The following is a 15,575-nucleotide window of genomic DNA, read 5'->3' on the forward strand; positions in this document are numbered from 1 at the left end:
ACCTAAATTGCAGCCGGGAGGTTTTCATTGAGTAAATACAGTAAATTAAAACGTTTTCATAACTTTTTTAAGTTTCAGCGCGATTTCAGGGCCAACAGTGTTCAAAAGGTCAGGAGCTACGAAATAGTGCTGCTCTGGGTGCGCAATTATCTTTCGCACAGCCATTTTCTGATACTATCGGGTATCCTGGTGGGTTGTACCGCTGGTTTGGCGGGGGTAGTTTTAAAAATGCTGGTGCATTATATCCATTACCTTATTACCTCTAAATTTCAGTTTGAAGAGCAGGTTATTTTTTATGTAGTATTCCCCTTGCTGGGTATCGTGCTCACCACATTGGTAGTATTATACATTTACCGGGGTAACGATCGTAAAGGTATTCCGGCTATACTGTATGAAATTGCGCAGAACTCCAGCCTGGTATCACCGGTAAAAATGTACTCACAGATAGTGCAAAGTGCCATTACGGTAGGTCTGGGTGGTTCAGCTGGTTTGGAAAGTCCTATTGCGGTGACGGGCTCGGCCATTGGCTCCAACTTTGCCAAAACCTACAAATTAGATTATAAAGACCGCACCTTATTACTAGCTGCAGGTGCCACAGCGGGTATAGCTTCAGCCTTCAACGCCCCTATTGCAGGTATGATGTTTGCTTTTGAAATATTGCTTACCGGTGTGGTTTTTACTGATTTTATACCCCTGGTTGTTGCCGCCGTTTGTGGCAGTTTGGTATCCAGGATCATTTTAAATGAGGAGGCTTTGTTTCAATTTACATCAAGACAGGCTTTTAACTATAAAAATATACCATTTTATATTGTATTGGGTATTGCCTGTGGTTTGTATGCCCGTTACTTTGTGGTGATATCACAATGGGTGGAGCATCAGTTTAAGCACATTAAAAGGAGCAGGTTGCAAAAGGCCATCATAGCCGGGTTACTATTATCAATCCTCTGCGTGCTGTTCCCTCCTTTATTTGGCGAAGGTTATTCGACCATTAAGGTGCTGGCTACCGGGAAGATAGAATCAGTAGTAGCGGTTAGCTTTTTTAAATATTTCACTTTTCATGAGTGGTTTATTTTGTTGTTCCTGGGTTTTATTTGCCTTTTAAAAGCCTTTGCCACATCTATCACTATTTATGGTGGTGGTAATGGTGGTAATTTCGCCCCATCGTTATTTGCCGGCGGTACGCTGGGTTATTTTATAGCAGTAGTATGCACCCAGATGGGTATCCCGAATGTGCCTACAACCAATATGGTTATTGTGGGAATGGCCGGGGTAATGAGCGGAGTATTATACGCGCCGCTTACGGCTATATTTCTGATCGCTGAGTCAAGTTCGGGATATGATCTTTTCCTGCCGTTGATGATTGTTTCGGTGGTATCATTTCTCATTGCTAAACGATTTTCGGCTATATCTCCCGACTTAAAACAGCTGGCCGAAGAAGGCAAGATATTTACCCGTGAGCACGATCAAAATCTGCTCCTGCTATTGCATACCCCCGACCTGATTGATCATGATATACAGGAAATCAGCATCTATGCCTCATTTACTGAATTGATTGAACTGATAAGTGTAGGTAAGAAAAACTTTATTGCCGTAACTAACGATGATCACATACTGGAAGGCATCATCCGGTTAGATGATATCAGACCAGTAATGTTCAATAAGGATATGTATGATGAATTGAACGTACAAAAAGTAATGGTTACCCCTCCGGCTATTATTAACGCGGAAGATGATGTACGGGAAATTGTCAAAAAATTTGATGAAACCAATACCTGGAACCTGCCGGTGGTTGATCAGCACAAATTTGTAGGCTTTATATCTAAATCAAGCGTACTGAACCGTTACCGGCAATTGCTTAAGGAATACTCCGGATAAAAATCAGTTATCACTATGAATAAACTAAACGCAGCCTTTGAGCAATTTGATGCCTACAACCAGAACGATCCAAATACTTTTGCCTGGGAGGGCAAAAGCTATCCGCAGGAATACTTTCTGGCTATTGAACTGTACAACTGGGTAAATAAATTAAATGCTGATGCCAGTGAAGAGTTGTTACTTGCTTCCAGGAGTCAGCATATCGGTCGCTGGGAAATACCGCGCAATACTTATCCGGAAGGCCGGGAAGCCTATTTAAAATGGCGCAAGGATCTGGCTTTGTATCATGCCGAGAAAACAGCTGCCATTATGGAAAATGTGGGTTACACCACAGAGCAAATTGCCAGGGTGCGGCAGGTCCTGCTCAAGCAGAAGATCAAGGTTGACCATGACGTGCAAACCATGGAAAACGCGCTCTGCCTGGTTTTCCTGCAATTTCAATACGAGGATTTTCACCCCAAATATGAGGCTGATAAAGTGATCAATATCCTCAAAAAATCGCTGTTAAAAATGGATGCACACGGTCATCAATTTGCATTAATGCTAAATTATTCCGATCAGGGTTTACATTATATACAGGAGGCCTTGAAGCTGATCAACGGCAATTGATTACTTCGTTGGTTCTTTTCTGTCACCAAATGAAACGGATGAATTTACAAAGTTGATAGTCATATGGGTAAACTGAGTAAACATATCCTGCCCTATATTGCCATTATAATATTGATCGCTAACTTGTGTGGTCTCTAAACTTATCTGTACGTTATTGAATACGGCCTGCTTTTTATCAACAGCAAAAACCAATTGCGGCATCTTTAGGGATTTCATTTTCCTTGCACCGCCGGCACCACCCAAACGCAGGCTATCCTGTTTGGCAGTAGCATCCAGTTTGGTCTTAAATTGTTTATAAAAATTATCACTAAATAAAGTTACCTGGGCACCGGTATCAAATGTAAAAGGCAATGGCTGATCCTGATAGTCCATATATATAACAGGCTGCAGCAGATCAAGCGCTAAATTATGCCGAACTGGTCTTTTGTCAGCCACTAAAGGTATCTGCATAGTGTCTTTATTAATGGTTATTTCTTCCAATGCTTTAATAATAGGTAAGCCAATAATGCCGTTTATTTTATAGGCTCCACCCGCAAAACTTAATGCGCTATCCGGAAATATCAGGAACAACGCATTATTAATTTGCACTTTACCTATATATAATTGTTTGGCTATGCCTAAGTTTACTTTGCTGCTTACACCGTTCATACCACCTTCAATGCGTACTTCGGAGTTTTTAATAACATCCAAATTCAGTTTTTTTGCATAGGTAGCGGTTATGGTTGATATATTGGCGCCGGTATCAAAAATAAACAGATAACTGCTATCCTGTTGTTGTACGGGTATATTCCACAAACCGGCCATATCTTTTTTTACCGGGATAGCCGATGAAGCATGTTTTTGCACCTGCTGAGCAGGAGCAGCTGCAAGTGCGGCCCATATTTTGTTTTCGTCCAACTGATCGGTTAGTTCGCTCGTGCTAAACCAGGTACGGTAATCTTTAACCAATTGTTCGGCAGCTATATGAGCCTCTTTATAATTATTTAATTTAACATAGTTATCATAAGCAATACGATGCAGGTAAAATTGCAATTTACTGTCGCCTGCCGCTATTTTAACGGTAAATATTTTTTTGAGGAGCAAATTGGAAACCTCGGGTTGATTAAACGCGTTGGTCAAAATCGCTTTATAAAGTAGCTTGTCATTTGTCGATAGATTAATCGTGGATAAAACCTGCTCTAATTGCGTATATTGTTTGGTGTATACTAATTCATTAAGCTGCTTTATCTGGGCAGATGCCGGCAATTGAAAAGTAAGTACGATAGCTATGAATATTAAAAGGTATATTGTTTTCATGAAACGGTATGTATTGTTAAGATATTTTCGACCGGATTTTGTTACAAGTCATTGTTTTATATAGATGATGAACTTTTGTAAAAAAGAGCAGACATTTTATAACCATGCGCTTTATAAACAAACAATTAGGTTGTTCAACCCTTTATTGATAAATTAACAAACATGCCTAAGTGGGTTAAAACAACATTAAAAGTATTGGGTGGTATTATAGCATTGGCTGTATTAGCTTTTATAGGCGTTACCGTTTATGTGGTTTATAACAAACAAAAAGTACTTAACCTTATCACCACCGAACTTAATAAAAACCTGAATGGTACACTTAGTATCGGCGGGCTCGATCCTACTTTCTTTAAAGGCTTTCCGGGGGTATCGGTAGCGTTAAAGAATGTTACCCTGAAAGATAAGCTTTGGGCCAGCCACCACCATACCTTGCTGGATGCAAAAGATATTTATGTTTCTGTAGATGCCCGCGCCTTATTTAAAGGCACAGTTAATATTAATAAAATAGAGATCAGTAATGCCAATATCGATCTGTTTACTGATAGTACCGGTTATAGCAATACTGCTATTTTTAAAAGTAACCATCCCAAGAACGCCTCAACTAAAGAAAAAAGCAGTTCGCCAACATTGATAAAACGCTTTGAACTAAGTAATGTTAATTTTGTTGTAGATGACCGTAAAGCATCTAAGTTATTTCATTTTGAGGTACAGGATATTGATGGCAAAATGGACTATCCCCCTACCGGCTGGAAATCTCATCTCCAACTAAGAACATTGGTAAAAAGTTTTTCATTCAACACGCAAAAAGGAAGCTTTTTAAAGGATAAGCTACTCAATGGCCCTTTTGACATCAGTTACGATAACAAAAACAAATTGATAACGGTGGCGCCTAACCAATTAGGAATTGGCGATGATACTTTTACAATAGGTGGTCAGTTTAATTTAGCAAAGGACCCGGTAACTTTTACACTGAACATTGCCGACGATCACATCCTTTGGAAAAGCGCGTCAAATCTACTGGCTGCCAATATTACCAAAAGCTTGCGGATGTTTGATCTGGACGCGCCTATTGCCGTAACTGCGGATTTGAAAGGCAGTTTTGGCGCCGGTGACCCATTAATCTTTGTTACCTGTAAGGTAAAAGATAATACGCTTACTACCCCCGCCGGCCGTCTTAATAATTGCAGCTTCAACGGGGTGTTCAGCAACAATTATATCAATGGCAAAGGTTTAACGGATGAAAACTCTGTTATCAAGCTGTATCATTTTAATGGCAATTACAAGGGTTTGCCATTTACCGTTGATACCGCTTTTGTTAACAATTTGAGTACCCCGGTTGCTACCGGTATATTTCGGTCACAATTTGATGTAGAAAAACTTAATCCCGTTATTGGCGAGCAGAGCCTTAAGTTTACAAAAGGAACTGCCGATATTACCATGGCTTACAAAGCCGACCTGGTAAATTACGAGTTAAACAAGCCTTTGCTGGATGGTGTAGTTAATATCAAAAATGCCGACGTAAGTTATTTACCGCGTAACCTTCATTTTAAAAATACGGGTATTGCACTAAGATTTTATAAGAACGATTTGTATATGAATAATATCCGCTTGCAAACTGGTAATAGCGTGGTAAATATGCAAGGAAAGGTGAGTAATTTTTTAAATCTGTACTACACCGCGCCTGAGAAAATACTGATCGTATGGCAAATAACAAGCCCGCAACTACATATAGCCGAATTTTTAGGCTTCTTGAATGCCCGCCAAAGCGAAGCGCCGGCCAAAACAAAAAATACCAAAGTAAATTTGAACAACAAGCTCAACACGGCATTTGATAAAGGCAAAGCCGAACTGCATTTGCGGGTAGCCAAAGTTTATTATAAAAAGTTTTTAGCCACCGATGCTACTGCCGATCTGCTACTGGATAATAATATTATAAAAGTGCAAAATGTAAGCGTTAAAAACGCGGGTGGGTCATTAAAACTGGCAGGAAACCTTGTTCAAAATGGTAAGGTGAACAACTTTTTGCTCAATACCCAAATTGATAACGTTAATGTAAGCAACTTCTTTGACTCATTTAACGATTTTGGATTGAAGAGCTTTTCATCGAAAAACTTAAGAGGATTTTTATCAGCGCAGGCACATCTTACGGGCGGTATCAACAATGATGGTGACTTGGTGCCTCGGTCGTTAAATGGCACCGCAACCATTGACCTGCAAAAGGGAGCATTGATTAATTTTACCCCCATAACAAGTGTAGGTAGATTCGCGTTCCCGTTCCGCGATCTGAAGAATATTACTTTTTCAAACCTAAAGGGTAGGTTTGATATTGACGGTGATAAAATCAACATCAGCCCAATGCAAATTAACTCCAGCGTGTTGAACATGGATGTAGCCGGTGTATATTCTTTGTCAAAAGGCACCAATATTGCACTTGACATACCGCTCCGTAACCCTAAAAAAGATACGGCTATAGTTGATCAAACTGAACGAAATAAAAAACGCATGAAGGGTATTGTTTTACATATATTAGCTACAGACGGTGATGACGGAAAAATCAAGATAAAGTGGAACAAGAACAGGGCGAAAAAAGAAGAGCCAAACACCGAAACAACTAACTAAATTAAAAAAGAGCATAAAAAAACCGTTATTACATCCCTGCGTCATGTAATTTTGACACAATAATAGCATTTAATTGAGTATCTTTGTGCATCCATTTAAGAGATCATACATTTGATTAAACATTTATTGGTTACTAACACCACGCTTCGTACTGCAATAACAGCATTAGCCAACCCTCGTAACTATCCCGGGTATAGTAAAATTTACAGAAGCAAAGTTTAATTTAATTTATTTTTTAATACCGCCTGGTTAAGTTTAGCCAGACAAAATCTTATCGGACTGTTTATTAGCTTGAAAAAAATCTATTCAAAAAAATGAGACAACTTAAAATATCCCAATCAATTACTAACCGCGAGTCTCAGTCGCTTGAAAAGTATCTGCATGAAATAGGCAAGGTAGATTTAATTAGTGCACAGGAAGAAGTGATCCTGGCGCAAAAGATCCGTGAGGGCGACCAGGCTGCATTAGAGAGGTTAACTAAAACTAACCTCCGCTTTGTAGTATCAGTGGCAAAACAGTACCAAAATCAGGGCCTTACTTTAGGCGACCTTATAAACGAAGGCAACTTAGGTTTAATTAAAGCTGCCAGACGTTTTGACGAAACCAAAGGCTTTAAATTTATTTCATATGCCGTATGGTGGATCCGTCAGTCGATATTATCGGCTGTTGCTGAGCAATCACGTATTGTACGCTTGCCTTTAAACCAAATTGGTTCATTAAGTAAGATACATAAAGCTGCTTCGAAATTAGAGCAGGAATATGAAAGACAGCCAACACCAGAGGAGCTGGCTGAAGACCTGGAAGTATCTGTTGACAAAATTGCCGATTCACTAAGTAATGCCGGCCGTCAAATATCTATGGATGCTCCGTTTATACAGGGTGAAGAAAATACCTTGCTTGATGTATTGCAAAGCACTGATGCCGCGACTGATACAGAATTGATGATGGACTCTCTTTCGCAAGAGATTAAACGTTCATTAAGCATACTTGCCGAGCGCGACCGTGAAGTGATTATTTTATTCTTTGGTTTGGGTGGATATGCCCCTCACTCCTTAGAGGAAATAGGTGAGAAATTTAATCTTACCCGCGAACGCGTACGCCAGTTAAAAGATAAAGCTTTGATGCGTTTACGTCATAACTCCAAGTCAAATCTTTTACAATCGTATTTGAACTAAGTAATTACCGGGCATTAGCCCATGAATAAGAAAGCGGATGGCCAAAACCATTCGCTTTTTTTTATTTATGCCAATTATTGAACATAAAAAAAGCATCCACACAATGTGCAGATGCTTGTACGATTATAATAATAGTTATTTAACCTACTTTTACATTTACCGCATTTAAGCCTTTTTTACCTTGTTCTACATCGTAGGTAACACTGTCGTTTTCACGGATAGTGTCAATAAGGCCTGAGGCATGTACAAAAACTTCGGCACCACCATTACTTGGTGTAATAAATCCAAAACCTTTGCTTTCATTGAAAAATTTTACTGTTCCTTGCATTATATTTTTATTTAATTAAGTAAAGATACGGTTAATAATCAACAATTAACTATAAATAAGGCAATTAAGTTTTTTTACCAGTTTTTAGCGTTAACGGATGATATAAAAATTTACCTGTTAACAAAGCCGTGCAACCTTAGGCTAAGCTGTTTAACTTACTGCTTAGTGTAATAAATACACAACAAATATTCTTTCGTTATTCTAAAGATTTATTGCAAAACTGAATGAATTTATGCCTAGTATTGTTATAATTTAGATTGATTATTAATTGACCCGAACTCTCGCCACCTTCCTGCTTTTTTTACACCTGTTTAATACGGGCGGATATACGGTGCTTAACCAATATTTGGTATACCAATCTGATAAGTTTGTGGCCGATCAGATAAGCAAGGGCAAATACGATATCAATAACCTTGTCGAAATAAAAATAAAACAACACCTGCCCCAAATCCAGGATTGGAAAACCTACGCGCGCGTATCGGGCCAAATTCAGCTAAACGGAGTAGCCTATAACTATGTGAGGCTTAAAATGACCCGCGATACCCTATTTGTACAGTGCATACCCAACTATGAAACCACCAAACTGCTTAATGAGAACATTATATATGCCAAACAGATTAATGATATCCCGGTAAGTAAAAAAGCGCATGAATCATCGGGCAAAAAAACCGGGATGGATAATAAATACAATTTCCCGGTAACCTCTAATATTCTTTTTGCAGTGTCTCCGGAAGTTCAAAAATTAAATACCTTCATTTATATCAGCATAAAACAGCCACTGGTTCAGATAGCCACCAGACCTCCGGAAGCAATGGCCTAAAATCTTCTTCTTGCTATTATTAATAAAGTTAATTCATACATAATTGCTGCGCTGTTTTTACGTGTGCCTGATGTATGTGATATTAACCGGTATGCTCATCATTCTATCAATTCTTTTTACATGAATAATTTTTATAAAATATTACTGTTTATACCACCTGTTTTAGGTTTTAACCACTTGCATGCCCAACAAAAAAACGCCAGAGATACGTTGCAGCTCGATAGCGTAATTATTAAAGAAAACCGGCTTAAGCATTTACCCAATGTAATTGGCACCTACATTTTTGCAGGCAAAAAAACAAACCTGTTGTTTCCTGATGAAGGCAAAGCAAACCTGGCCAATAACAACGTCCGTATGACTTTTGTCAAAGTACCGGGATTAAATGTTTGGGAAATGGATGGCGCTGGCTTGCAAATCAATATAGGTACCAGAGGTACCGACGTGCACCGTTCAATTGAGGTTAATATGCGTCAAAATGGATACAATACCAACTCAGACGTATTTGGATATCCCGAAAACCATTATAATGTACCCTTCCAGGCTATCAGCGAAATTCAATATGTACGCGGCTCCGCTGCCTTACAATTTGGCAGCCAGTTTGGTGGGATGGTGAATTATAAGATTAAAGAGGGCGACAGTACCAAAGTGTTTGGCTTTGAGACCGAACAGAGCGCCGGTTCCAACCGTTTTTTTAACTCCTATAACGCTATTGGCGGTAAAGTAGGTAAGATAAGCTATTATGCATTTTATTCGGCCCGTACCGGTGATGGATGGCGCCCCGATGCCGCTTTTAACTATCGGGCTTATTATGCCAACATCAAATACCAATTTAACAGTAAAGGTAGCCTCGCACTACAATTTTCGCGCTCAGATTACCGGCAACAAATTGCAGGTGGTTTAACCGACAATCAGTTTAATGCCAACAACAGGCAATCTACCCGTTTCCGTAATTTCTTTAATCCCGAAATTAATATCCCGGCGTTACTGTTTAACTACGCCTTTAACAGCAATACCAGATTGGAGGTAACCTCTCATGTACTATTTGGTCAGCGTAACAGTGTACAATTCATCAATACACCTAATGTGCCAGACACGGTTAATACCAAACTAAACACCTATAACCCACGCCAGGTTGATCGTGATTATTATGCAGGCTTCACCACCGAAGCCCGTTTGCTACATAGCTATAAGCTAGGCGATCTGAAAAGCACCTTCACCACCGGTGTACGATATTTTGAGGAAACAACCAAGCGCAAACAAAAAGGTGTTGGCACTACCGGAACCGACTTTGACCTAAGTCTGGTTAAACCATACGGCATCGACCTGAGGTTACACAGTTTAAACTACGCTGCTTTTGCCGAAAACATATTCCAGATAACACCGGCATTTACCATAACTCCAGGTGTACGATACGAGGTGATTAAAACTACCACATCGGGCGTCATCAATAATGCCAGCTTCCCGATAGGTTATAAAGGTAACCGCAACTACCCGCTTTTTGGTACAGGTCTTCAATACGAATTTAGCAACGGCAGCCAATTATACGGTAATTTTTCGCAGGCTTACCGCCCGTATCTATATGCGGCCGTTACCCCTGCCGATCAGCTTACTGTTATTGATCCTAACATCAAAGACAGCCGGGGTTATGATATCGACCTGGGGTACCGTGGCCGCATAAGCAATATATTTAATTTTGATGTTAATGGCTTTTACGTACGTTATAATAATCGCGCAGGTACACTAACCCAAACCGATGCCAACAATGTAACCCACCTGTTTATGACCAACATTGGCGATGCTGTTGCCAAAGGCATAGAGGCCTACACCGAAGTATCAATGATCAGATCATTTAATGAACATGCCGGAAGCGATTTGCGGTTGTTTAACTCACTGGCTTATACCCATGGTCGTTATATCAACGGATCTATCAATCAATCGGGTAAAAATATCAGCCTAAAAAACAATTATACCGAAAGTACACCTGATTGGATAAACCGCACAGGTTTAACATTTTTAAGCGGGCATGTGAGCAGCACACTACAGTACAGCTACACCAGTAAAAGTTTCAGCGATGCCAATAATACCGTATTTAATCCAACCGGCGCTACGGGTTTGGTACCAGCTTACCATGTGGTTGACTGGGCATTAAACTTTAACTTTCTCAAAAATTATCATCTTACTGCAAACGTTAATAACCTGTTTAACGCCAAATATTTTACACGCCGTATCAATATGTACCCAGGTCCCGGAATTTTACCAGCCGACGGCCGTACATTTAATATTGGCTTCGGTATGAAGCTATAGATACAAAAACGGCCTTTCAAACTATATTTGAAGGGCCGTTTTGACAATAAGTATTTTCATGTAAACCAGAAGATTAAAAGCAAAAAGCATCTCCTGTTATTAGTGCCTTTTTTCTTGATTCCAATATTTCTATTTTTTTTTATAAATCTATTGCAATATGTCGTTTTACCACTTCACTAAGTTCGGTCAGGTCAAATGGTTTCTGGATATATCCATCAGCCTCGCCGGCCTGGGCAATTTCTTTTAAATTATTAACCGCCGAAACAAGGATCACCGGTATATGCCTGGTAGTTGGGTTATTTTTCAATGCCTTGCTTAACTGTTGCCCGCTTAAATCACTCGTCCAGTCGGTAAGCCAGTTATCGAGCAATATCAGATCGGGTTCCAGGTCGTTTACTTTTTTCAGTATCCTGGCATTATCAGAGGCTATTACTTCATAGCCCTCCTCTTCCAGTACGTACACAATGGTATCCCTGATGTCTTTATCGTCTTCGATCACTAAGATTTTTTTCGCCATAAAACCCATAACTTAAGAATGAATAGCACATGCTTTAATTATAATTAAATAAATTAATTATAAGCACACTATAATCTACCAAAACATAAACACATGACATGCTACCTTTTGTTTTGAAAAAGAGGGATTTATACAAAAAATATTTTTCCTGTTAGCTATGATAGCAAATACGGCAGCGGGGTTCATAACTTTCCTGTTCACCCAGGAGTATTTTGGCTTCATCGGGCACTAAACGGTACGAATAAAGCGCCGGGTTACCACACCTTACACATACAGCGTGTAATTTGGTAACCGATTCGGCAATGGCCATAATGGCCGGCATCGGGCCGAATGGACGACCCTTAAAATCCATATCCAACCCCGCAACTATTACACGTATACCCTTATTGGCTAATACGTTGCAAACATCGGGCAGCTCATCATCAAAAAACTGGGCTTCATCAATGCCAACCACGTGCACATCGCTACTCAGTAACAATATGGCCGAAGCATTATCAACCGGGGTAGAAGGAATTGAATTGGCATTGTGTGATACCAGGGCATCTTCAACAAAACGAGTGTCGGCTTTGGGACTAAATATCTCTATTTTCAGCTTCGCGATCCGGGCACGATTAAGCCTTCTGATCAGCTCTTCTGTTTTACCAGAAAACATCGATCCGCAGATCAGTTCAATACTTCCGCCTAATTCACTTTTACGTTTAAAAATTTCCTCGTTAAATACCATTCTGACTATTGTGGAGGGCAAATATCAGAATTTAATCCTATTTTTGGTAAGCATTTTTCTAAGATTGAAGCCATGAAGCAATTGGATGTATTTAAAAAGATAGGTGGTATTTTAAAAGAGCTTAATGACCAATATAATTATCTTGAAGCCGAAAGCAGCGAACTGAATGAACTTGAGTTGGAACTGTTTGTTGCCAATGCCCATTTTCTGAAAGACCATGCCGAAATATTACGCCGATTGCATGAGCGCGCCAATCCGCCCGCACCGGCCCCCATCGCCGAAAAGCCGGAGCCGGTAATAGAAATAAGCAAACCCATTCCATTGCCGTTGCCTCCCCCTGCACCTATTGATAAAAAGCCGGAGCCTATACATGAGCAACGTTATTTTGAACCTGTGGTACAACAAAAGCCTGCTGTTGAAAGTAAACTGGAGCTAACTCAAGCCGCTGTTCCGCCTGTTCAGCCACCTTATAACCCTGTTCAAAACGAGCCAGAGCCATTAAAGGAAGAACAGTCTGTTCCACACATTGATCTGGAAACGGAAAGCACGAGCGACACCTATTCATTTGAACGTCATGAACCAGAACCTGTAAAAGAAGAACTGGAGATTGACCAGACCGCTGAATGGGAAGATGAAGAGGACCACTTTGAACAGGAAGAGCTTACTGAACAATTGCCCCCGGCAACCGCAGATGTTCAACCTGTTTCAGAACTGCCTTTTAGAGAAACCAAATCAGAGCCAATTGTTGATCACGCAGATAATAGTAAAGCTGCTACTGACGATAAGATACTTACCATTAATCAAAAAATATCGGCACTAAAAGCCGAAAAAGATAAAGGGGCTCCTGCTGCCTCATCTCCAGCAACTGTTTTGCCTATTACCGATCTAAAATCGGCCATTAACCTAAACGATAAACTGCTTTATATTAAAGATTTGTTTAATGGTTACAGTTTGGCATATAGCGAAGCTGTTGAAATAGTGAACCGCTTTAATTCATTTGAGGAAGCCGAACGTTTCTTGAAAACCAACTATGTTGTAAAAAATAACTGGGAAAGCAAACCTACTACTGCCGAAAAATTTTATGCTTTACTAAAGCGAAGATATCCTGCAGGCTAAAAACTAAAACAAGAAAAGCCCCGATATATCGGGGCTTTTCTTGTTTTAAGGAAAAACGTTAAGCTTTCGGCTTTTAGCTCAAACTATAATTTAATTTTTTATGGCTTCCTTGTTCTATCACCATACCTTTGTCCAATACAATGATATTATCTGCATTATTTAAAGTGCTTGAACGGTGCGTAATAACAATTACTGTCTTTTGCTCTTCTTTTAACATTTCAATCATCTTTTGCACGTACTTTTCAGACACAGAATCAAGCGAAGAAGTGGCTTCGTCCAATATCAGAATTTCGGGATTACGGTATAATGCCCGGGCTATTGCAATACGTTGCCTTTGACCGCCAGAGAGTGATGTTCCATTCTCACCCAGGTAAGTTTGGAATCCTTTGGGTAACGATTCGATAAAGCCGGTTATACCCAACTTAGCTGATATATCGATGATCTTTTTCATATCCGGCTCATTGTCGCCAACAGCGATGTTATCAATAACATTACCGGCAAACAGGTCAATTTGCTGGGGCACTACTGATATCATCTGACGAAGAGACGAATTGTTGATGTATTTGAGATCATACTCGCCTATACGTACATTACCTCCTTGTATAGGATATATGTTTTGCAATATCGACATGAGTGTAGATTTACCCGAACCGCTTTCGCCTACAATAGCGGTAAACTTACCCTTCGGGATAATCAAACTCAGGTTATCAAAAACAGCTACTCTTGTACCATACCTGAAAGAAACATTTTCAAAACGGATATCACCAATTTTATCGGGACTGAGATCAATTTGGTTCTCATCTTTTTCGCGCTCCAGGTCCATAATCTCAAACAACCTGTCGGCCGCAATCACGGCATCCTGTACGGTTCTGTTCATCCCGATCAATGATGATACCGGTCCGGTAAAATAACCTATCAAGGTATAAAATGATAAAAGCTCACCAGGGGTTATGTTATTATCCATCACATAACCGGCACCTACCCAAAGCAGGGCTATGGTTAATAAACGAGATATCAATTCGGAAGAGGTACCTGAAAACACAGAGTTCAGGTTTGATTTCATGCCGATTTTCAGCAATCTAACAAAACGCACTTCTGTTTTTTCATCTGCATGATCTTCCAGGCCAAAACGTTTTATGGTACCAACAGCGTTTAAGCTTTCTACCAGCTGCGATTCCAGCTCTGCAGCATCCTCCATCAGTTTGCGCTGCGCCTTTTTATTGAGTTTATCAGTTATGTAATAAATAGCCAGATATAAAGGAATAACGCTAAGCATGATGAGTGCCAGTTTCCAATAATAGGTAAACATCATGATAAAGGAAAACACAACGATGAATATGTTTACCAGGAAATTGATACTTACATCATTCAAAAACGTACGGATCTTTACTGCATCATTGATACGCGAAATGATCTCGCCCACGCGCATGGTATCAAAAAACTGTTGCGGCAGCCTGAGCAAATGTTTATAATAGCCCAAGATGAGTTTGGCATCAATCATTTGCCCGGTTTTCAGGGTAAATATAGTTTTGGCAGTACCTATAAAAAGCTGCAATGCCAAAATAATTACCATGCCTATACCCATAATATTGAGCAGGTTTCGGTTTCCGTCAACCAATACAAAGTCGACCAGTTTTTGCACAAAAACCGAAGTTGACAAACCTAAAATGGTATAAACAACAGCACCAAACAGCGCCTGTATTAAAATACTTCTGTGGGGTTTAATCAATGTCCAAAAACGCCCCTCTACAGATTTTTTTTCGTTCCCCGCTTCAAATTCTTCCGACGGTAGCAACAAAATCAGTGTTCCGGACCATTCTTTCTTAAATTCATCATGGGTCCTGCGACTCAGTTGCCCGTCAATTGGGTCCATCACCTCGATGAATTTATCGGTAACCTTATAGATTACTACGTAGTGGTGCAAAATTTCTTTTACCACCAGGTGGGCTATAGCAGGTTTAGGTATTTTGAACAAGCTTTCAAAAGGGCCTTTTACCCCTTTGGCTTCAAACCCTAATTTCTGGGCCGCCTCAACCATGCCCAATACATTGGTTCCTTTTTTATCGGTACCTGCCAGCTGCCTGATACGGGCAACCGCAAGATCAAGTTTATAGTGTGATGAGACAGAAGCTAAACAAGCTGCCCCGCAATCCGTTATATCCCGCTGTTTTATTTTAATGCTCATTGCTTTC

At 40.0% G+C, this 15,575-nt stretch carries 12 protein-coding genes; 7 read left to right on the forward strand and 5 right to left on the reverse strand.

Features of this window, described 5'->3' with window-relative positions; translation table 11 throughout:
* Positions 1 to 27: 27 nt before the first annotated feature.
* Together G7092_RS29135 and G7092_RS29140 are read left to right on the forward strand one after the other, a co-directional pair.
* Entirely contained in the window at positions 28 to 1,875 is a 1,848-nt protein-coding gene (locus tag G7092_RS29135) for a chloride channel protein (protein WP_166095679.1), read from the forward strand.
* A 15-nt stretch (positions 1,876 to 1,890) separates the two neighbouring features.
* A complete protein-coding gene (locus G7092_RS29140) occupies positions 1,891 to 2,484 on the forward strand; it encodes a DUF4202 domain-containing protein (protein WP_166095681.1) in 594 nt (197 codons plus the stop codon).
* Here G7092_RS29140 and G7092_RS29145 read toward each other — a convergent pair whose 3' ends face one another.
* The gene (locus G7092_RS29145) at positions 2,485 to 3,780 is read right to left on the reverse strand and encodes a pepsin/retropepsin-like aspartic protease family protein (protein WP_166095684.1); all 1,296 of its coding nucleotides are present in this window, start codon (positions 3,778 to 3,780) and stop codon (positions 2,485 to 2,487) included. It abuts the gene before it with no gap.
* Positions 3,781 to 3,942: 162 nt separating this feature from the next.
* Here G7092_RS29145 and G7092_RS29150 point away from each other — a divergent pair, with 162 nt between their 5' ends.
* A complete protein-coding gene (locus G7092_RS29150; RefSeq protein ID WP_166095686.1) occupies positions 3,943 to 6,399 on the forward strand; it encodes an AsmA family protein in 2,457 nt (818 codons plus the stop codon).
* 314 nt (positions 6,400 to 6,713) lie between these two features.
* Positions 6,714 to 7,574, forward strand: coding sequence for a sigma-70 family RNA polymerase sigma factor (locus G7092_RS29155; protein ID WP_166095688.1), 861 nt, complete (start codon positions 6,714 to 6,716; stop codon positions 7,572 to 7,574).
* 139 nt (positions 7,575 to 7,713) lie between these two features.
* Here the strand turns inward: G7092_RS29155 and G7092_RS29160 are convergent, their stop codons facing one another.
* Positions 7,714 to 7,905 (reverse strand): cold-shock protein, encoded by a 192-nt coding sequence (locus G7092_RS29160; RefSeq protein ID WP_076378023.1) that lies wholly within the window; start codon positions 7,903 to 7,905, stop codon positions 7,714 to 7,716.
* Between the two features lie 265 nt (positions 7,906 to 8,170).
* Between G7092_RS29160 and G7092_RS29165 the strand changes: the two genes are divergently transcribed.
* Positions 8,171 to 8,722, forward strand: a complete 552-nt coding sequence (locus tag G7092_RS29165; protein WP_166095690.1) for a hypothetical protein — start codon at positions 8,171 to 8,173, stop codon at positions 8,720 to 8,722.
* Positions 8,723 to 8,842: 120 nt separating this feature from the next.
* Positions 8,843 to 11,026 carry a TonB-dependent receptor family protein gene (locus tag G7092_RS29170; RefSeq protein WP_166095693.1) on the forward strand — a complete coding sequence of 728 codons (2,184 nt, stop codon included), beginning with the start codon at positions 8,843 to 8,845 and terminating at the stop codon, positions 11,024 to 11,026.
* A gap of 139 nt (positions 11,027 to 11,165) precedes the next feature.
* On the opposite strand, the gene G7092_RS29175 is transcribed toward G7092_RS29170, so the two are convergent.
* Both G7092_RS29175 and G7092_RS29180 read right to left on the reverse strand, forming a co-directional pair.
* Positions 11,166 to 11,543, reverse strand: coding sequence for a response regulator (locus tag G7092_RS29175; protein WP_166095695.1), 378 nt, complete (start codon positions 11,541 to 11,543; stop codon positions 11,166 to 11,168).
* Positions 11,544 to 11,694: 151 nt separating this feature from the next.
* On the reverse strand, positions 11,695 to 12,267 hold the full coding sequence (locus G7092_RS29180) for a thymidine kinase (protein ID WP_166095697.1): 573 nt from the start codon (positions 12,265 to 12,267) through the stop codon (positions 11,695 to 11,697).
* A 72-nt stretch (positions 12,268 to 12,339) separates the two neighbouring features.
* Between G7092_RS29180 and G7092_RS29185 the strand changes: the two genes are divergently transcribed.
* Positions 12,340 to 13,383, forward strand: a complete 1,044-nt coding sequence (locus tag G7092_RS29185; RefSeq protein WP_166095699.1) for a DUF8457 domain-containing protein — start codon at positions 12,340 to 12,342, stop codon at positions 13,381 to 13,383.
* A gap of 73 nt (positions 13,384 to 13,456) precedes the next feature.
* Here the strand turns inward: G7092_RS29185 and G7092_RS29190 are convergent, their stop codons facing one another.
* Positions 13,457 to 15,568 carry a peptidase domain-containing ABC transporter gene (locus G7092_RS29190; RefSeq protein WP_166095702.1) on the reverse strand — a complete coding sequence of 704 codons (2,112 nt, stop codon included), beginning with the start codon at positions 15,566 to 15,568 and terminating at the stop codon, positions 13,457 to 13,459.
* Positions 15,569 to 15,575 lie beyond the last annotated feature (7 nt).

It is taken from the genome of Mucilaginibacter inviolabilis (assembly GCF_011089895.1).
Lineage (GTDB): Bacteria > Bacteroidota > Bacteroidia > Sphingobacteriales > Sphingobacteriaceae > Mucilaginibacter > Mucilaginibacter inviolabilis.

What these genes read in the sequence shown, in the direction of transcription:
- G7092_RS29185 (WP_166095699.1), top strand. Translation starts at nt 12,340, where the DNA reads ATGAAGCAATTGGATGTATTTAAAAAGATAGGTGGTATTTTAAAAGAG.
- G7092_RS29145 (WP_166095684.1), bottom strand. Translation starts at nt 3,780, where the DNA reads ATGAAAACAATATACCTTTTAATATTCATAGCTATCGTACTTACTTTT.
- G7092_RS29190 (WP_166095702.1), bottom strand. Translation starts at nt 15,568, where the DNA reads ATGAGCATTAAAATAAAACAGCGGGATATAACGGATTGCGGGGCAGCT.
- G7092_RS29170 (WP_166095693.1), top strand. Translation starts at nt 8,843, where the DNA reads ATGAATAATTTTTATAAAATATTACTGTTTATACCACCTGTTTTAGGT.
- G7092_RS29150 (WP_166095686.1), top strand. Translation starts at nt 3,943, where the DNA reads ATGCCTAAGTGGGTTAAAACAACATTAAAAGTATTGGGTGGTATTATA.
- G7092_RS29155 (WP_166095688.1), top strand. Translation starts at nt 6,714, where the DNA reads ATGAGACAACTTAAAATATCCCAATCAATTACTAACCGCGAGTCTCAG.
- G7092_RS29180 (WP_166095697.1), bottom strand. Translation starts at nt 12,267, where the DNA reads ATGGTATTTAACGAGGAAATTTTTAAACGTAAAAGTGAATTAGGCGGA.
- G7092_RS29140 (WP_166095681.1), top strand. Translation starts at nt 1,891, where the DNA reads ATGAATAAACTAAACGCAGCCTTTGAGCAATTTGATGCCTACAACCAG.
- G7092_RS29175 (WP_166095695.1), bottom strand. Translation starts at nt 11,543, where the DNA reads ATGGCGAAAAAAATCTTAGTGATCGAAGACGATAAAGACATCAGGGAT.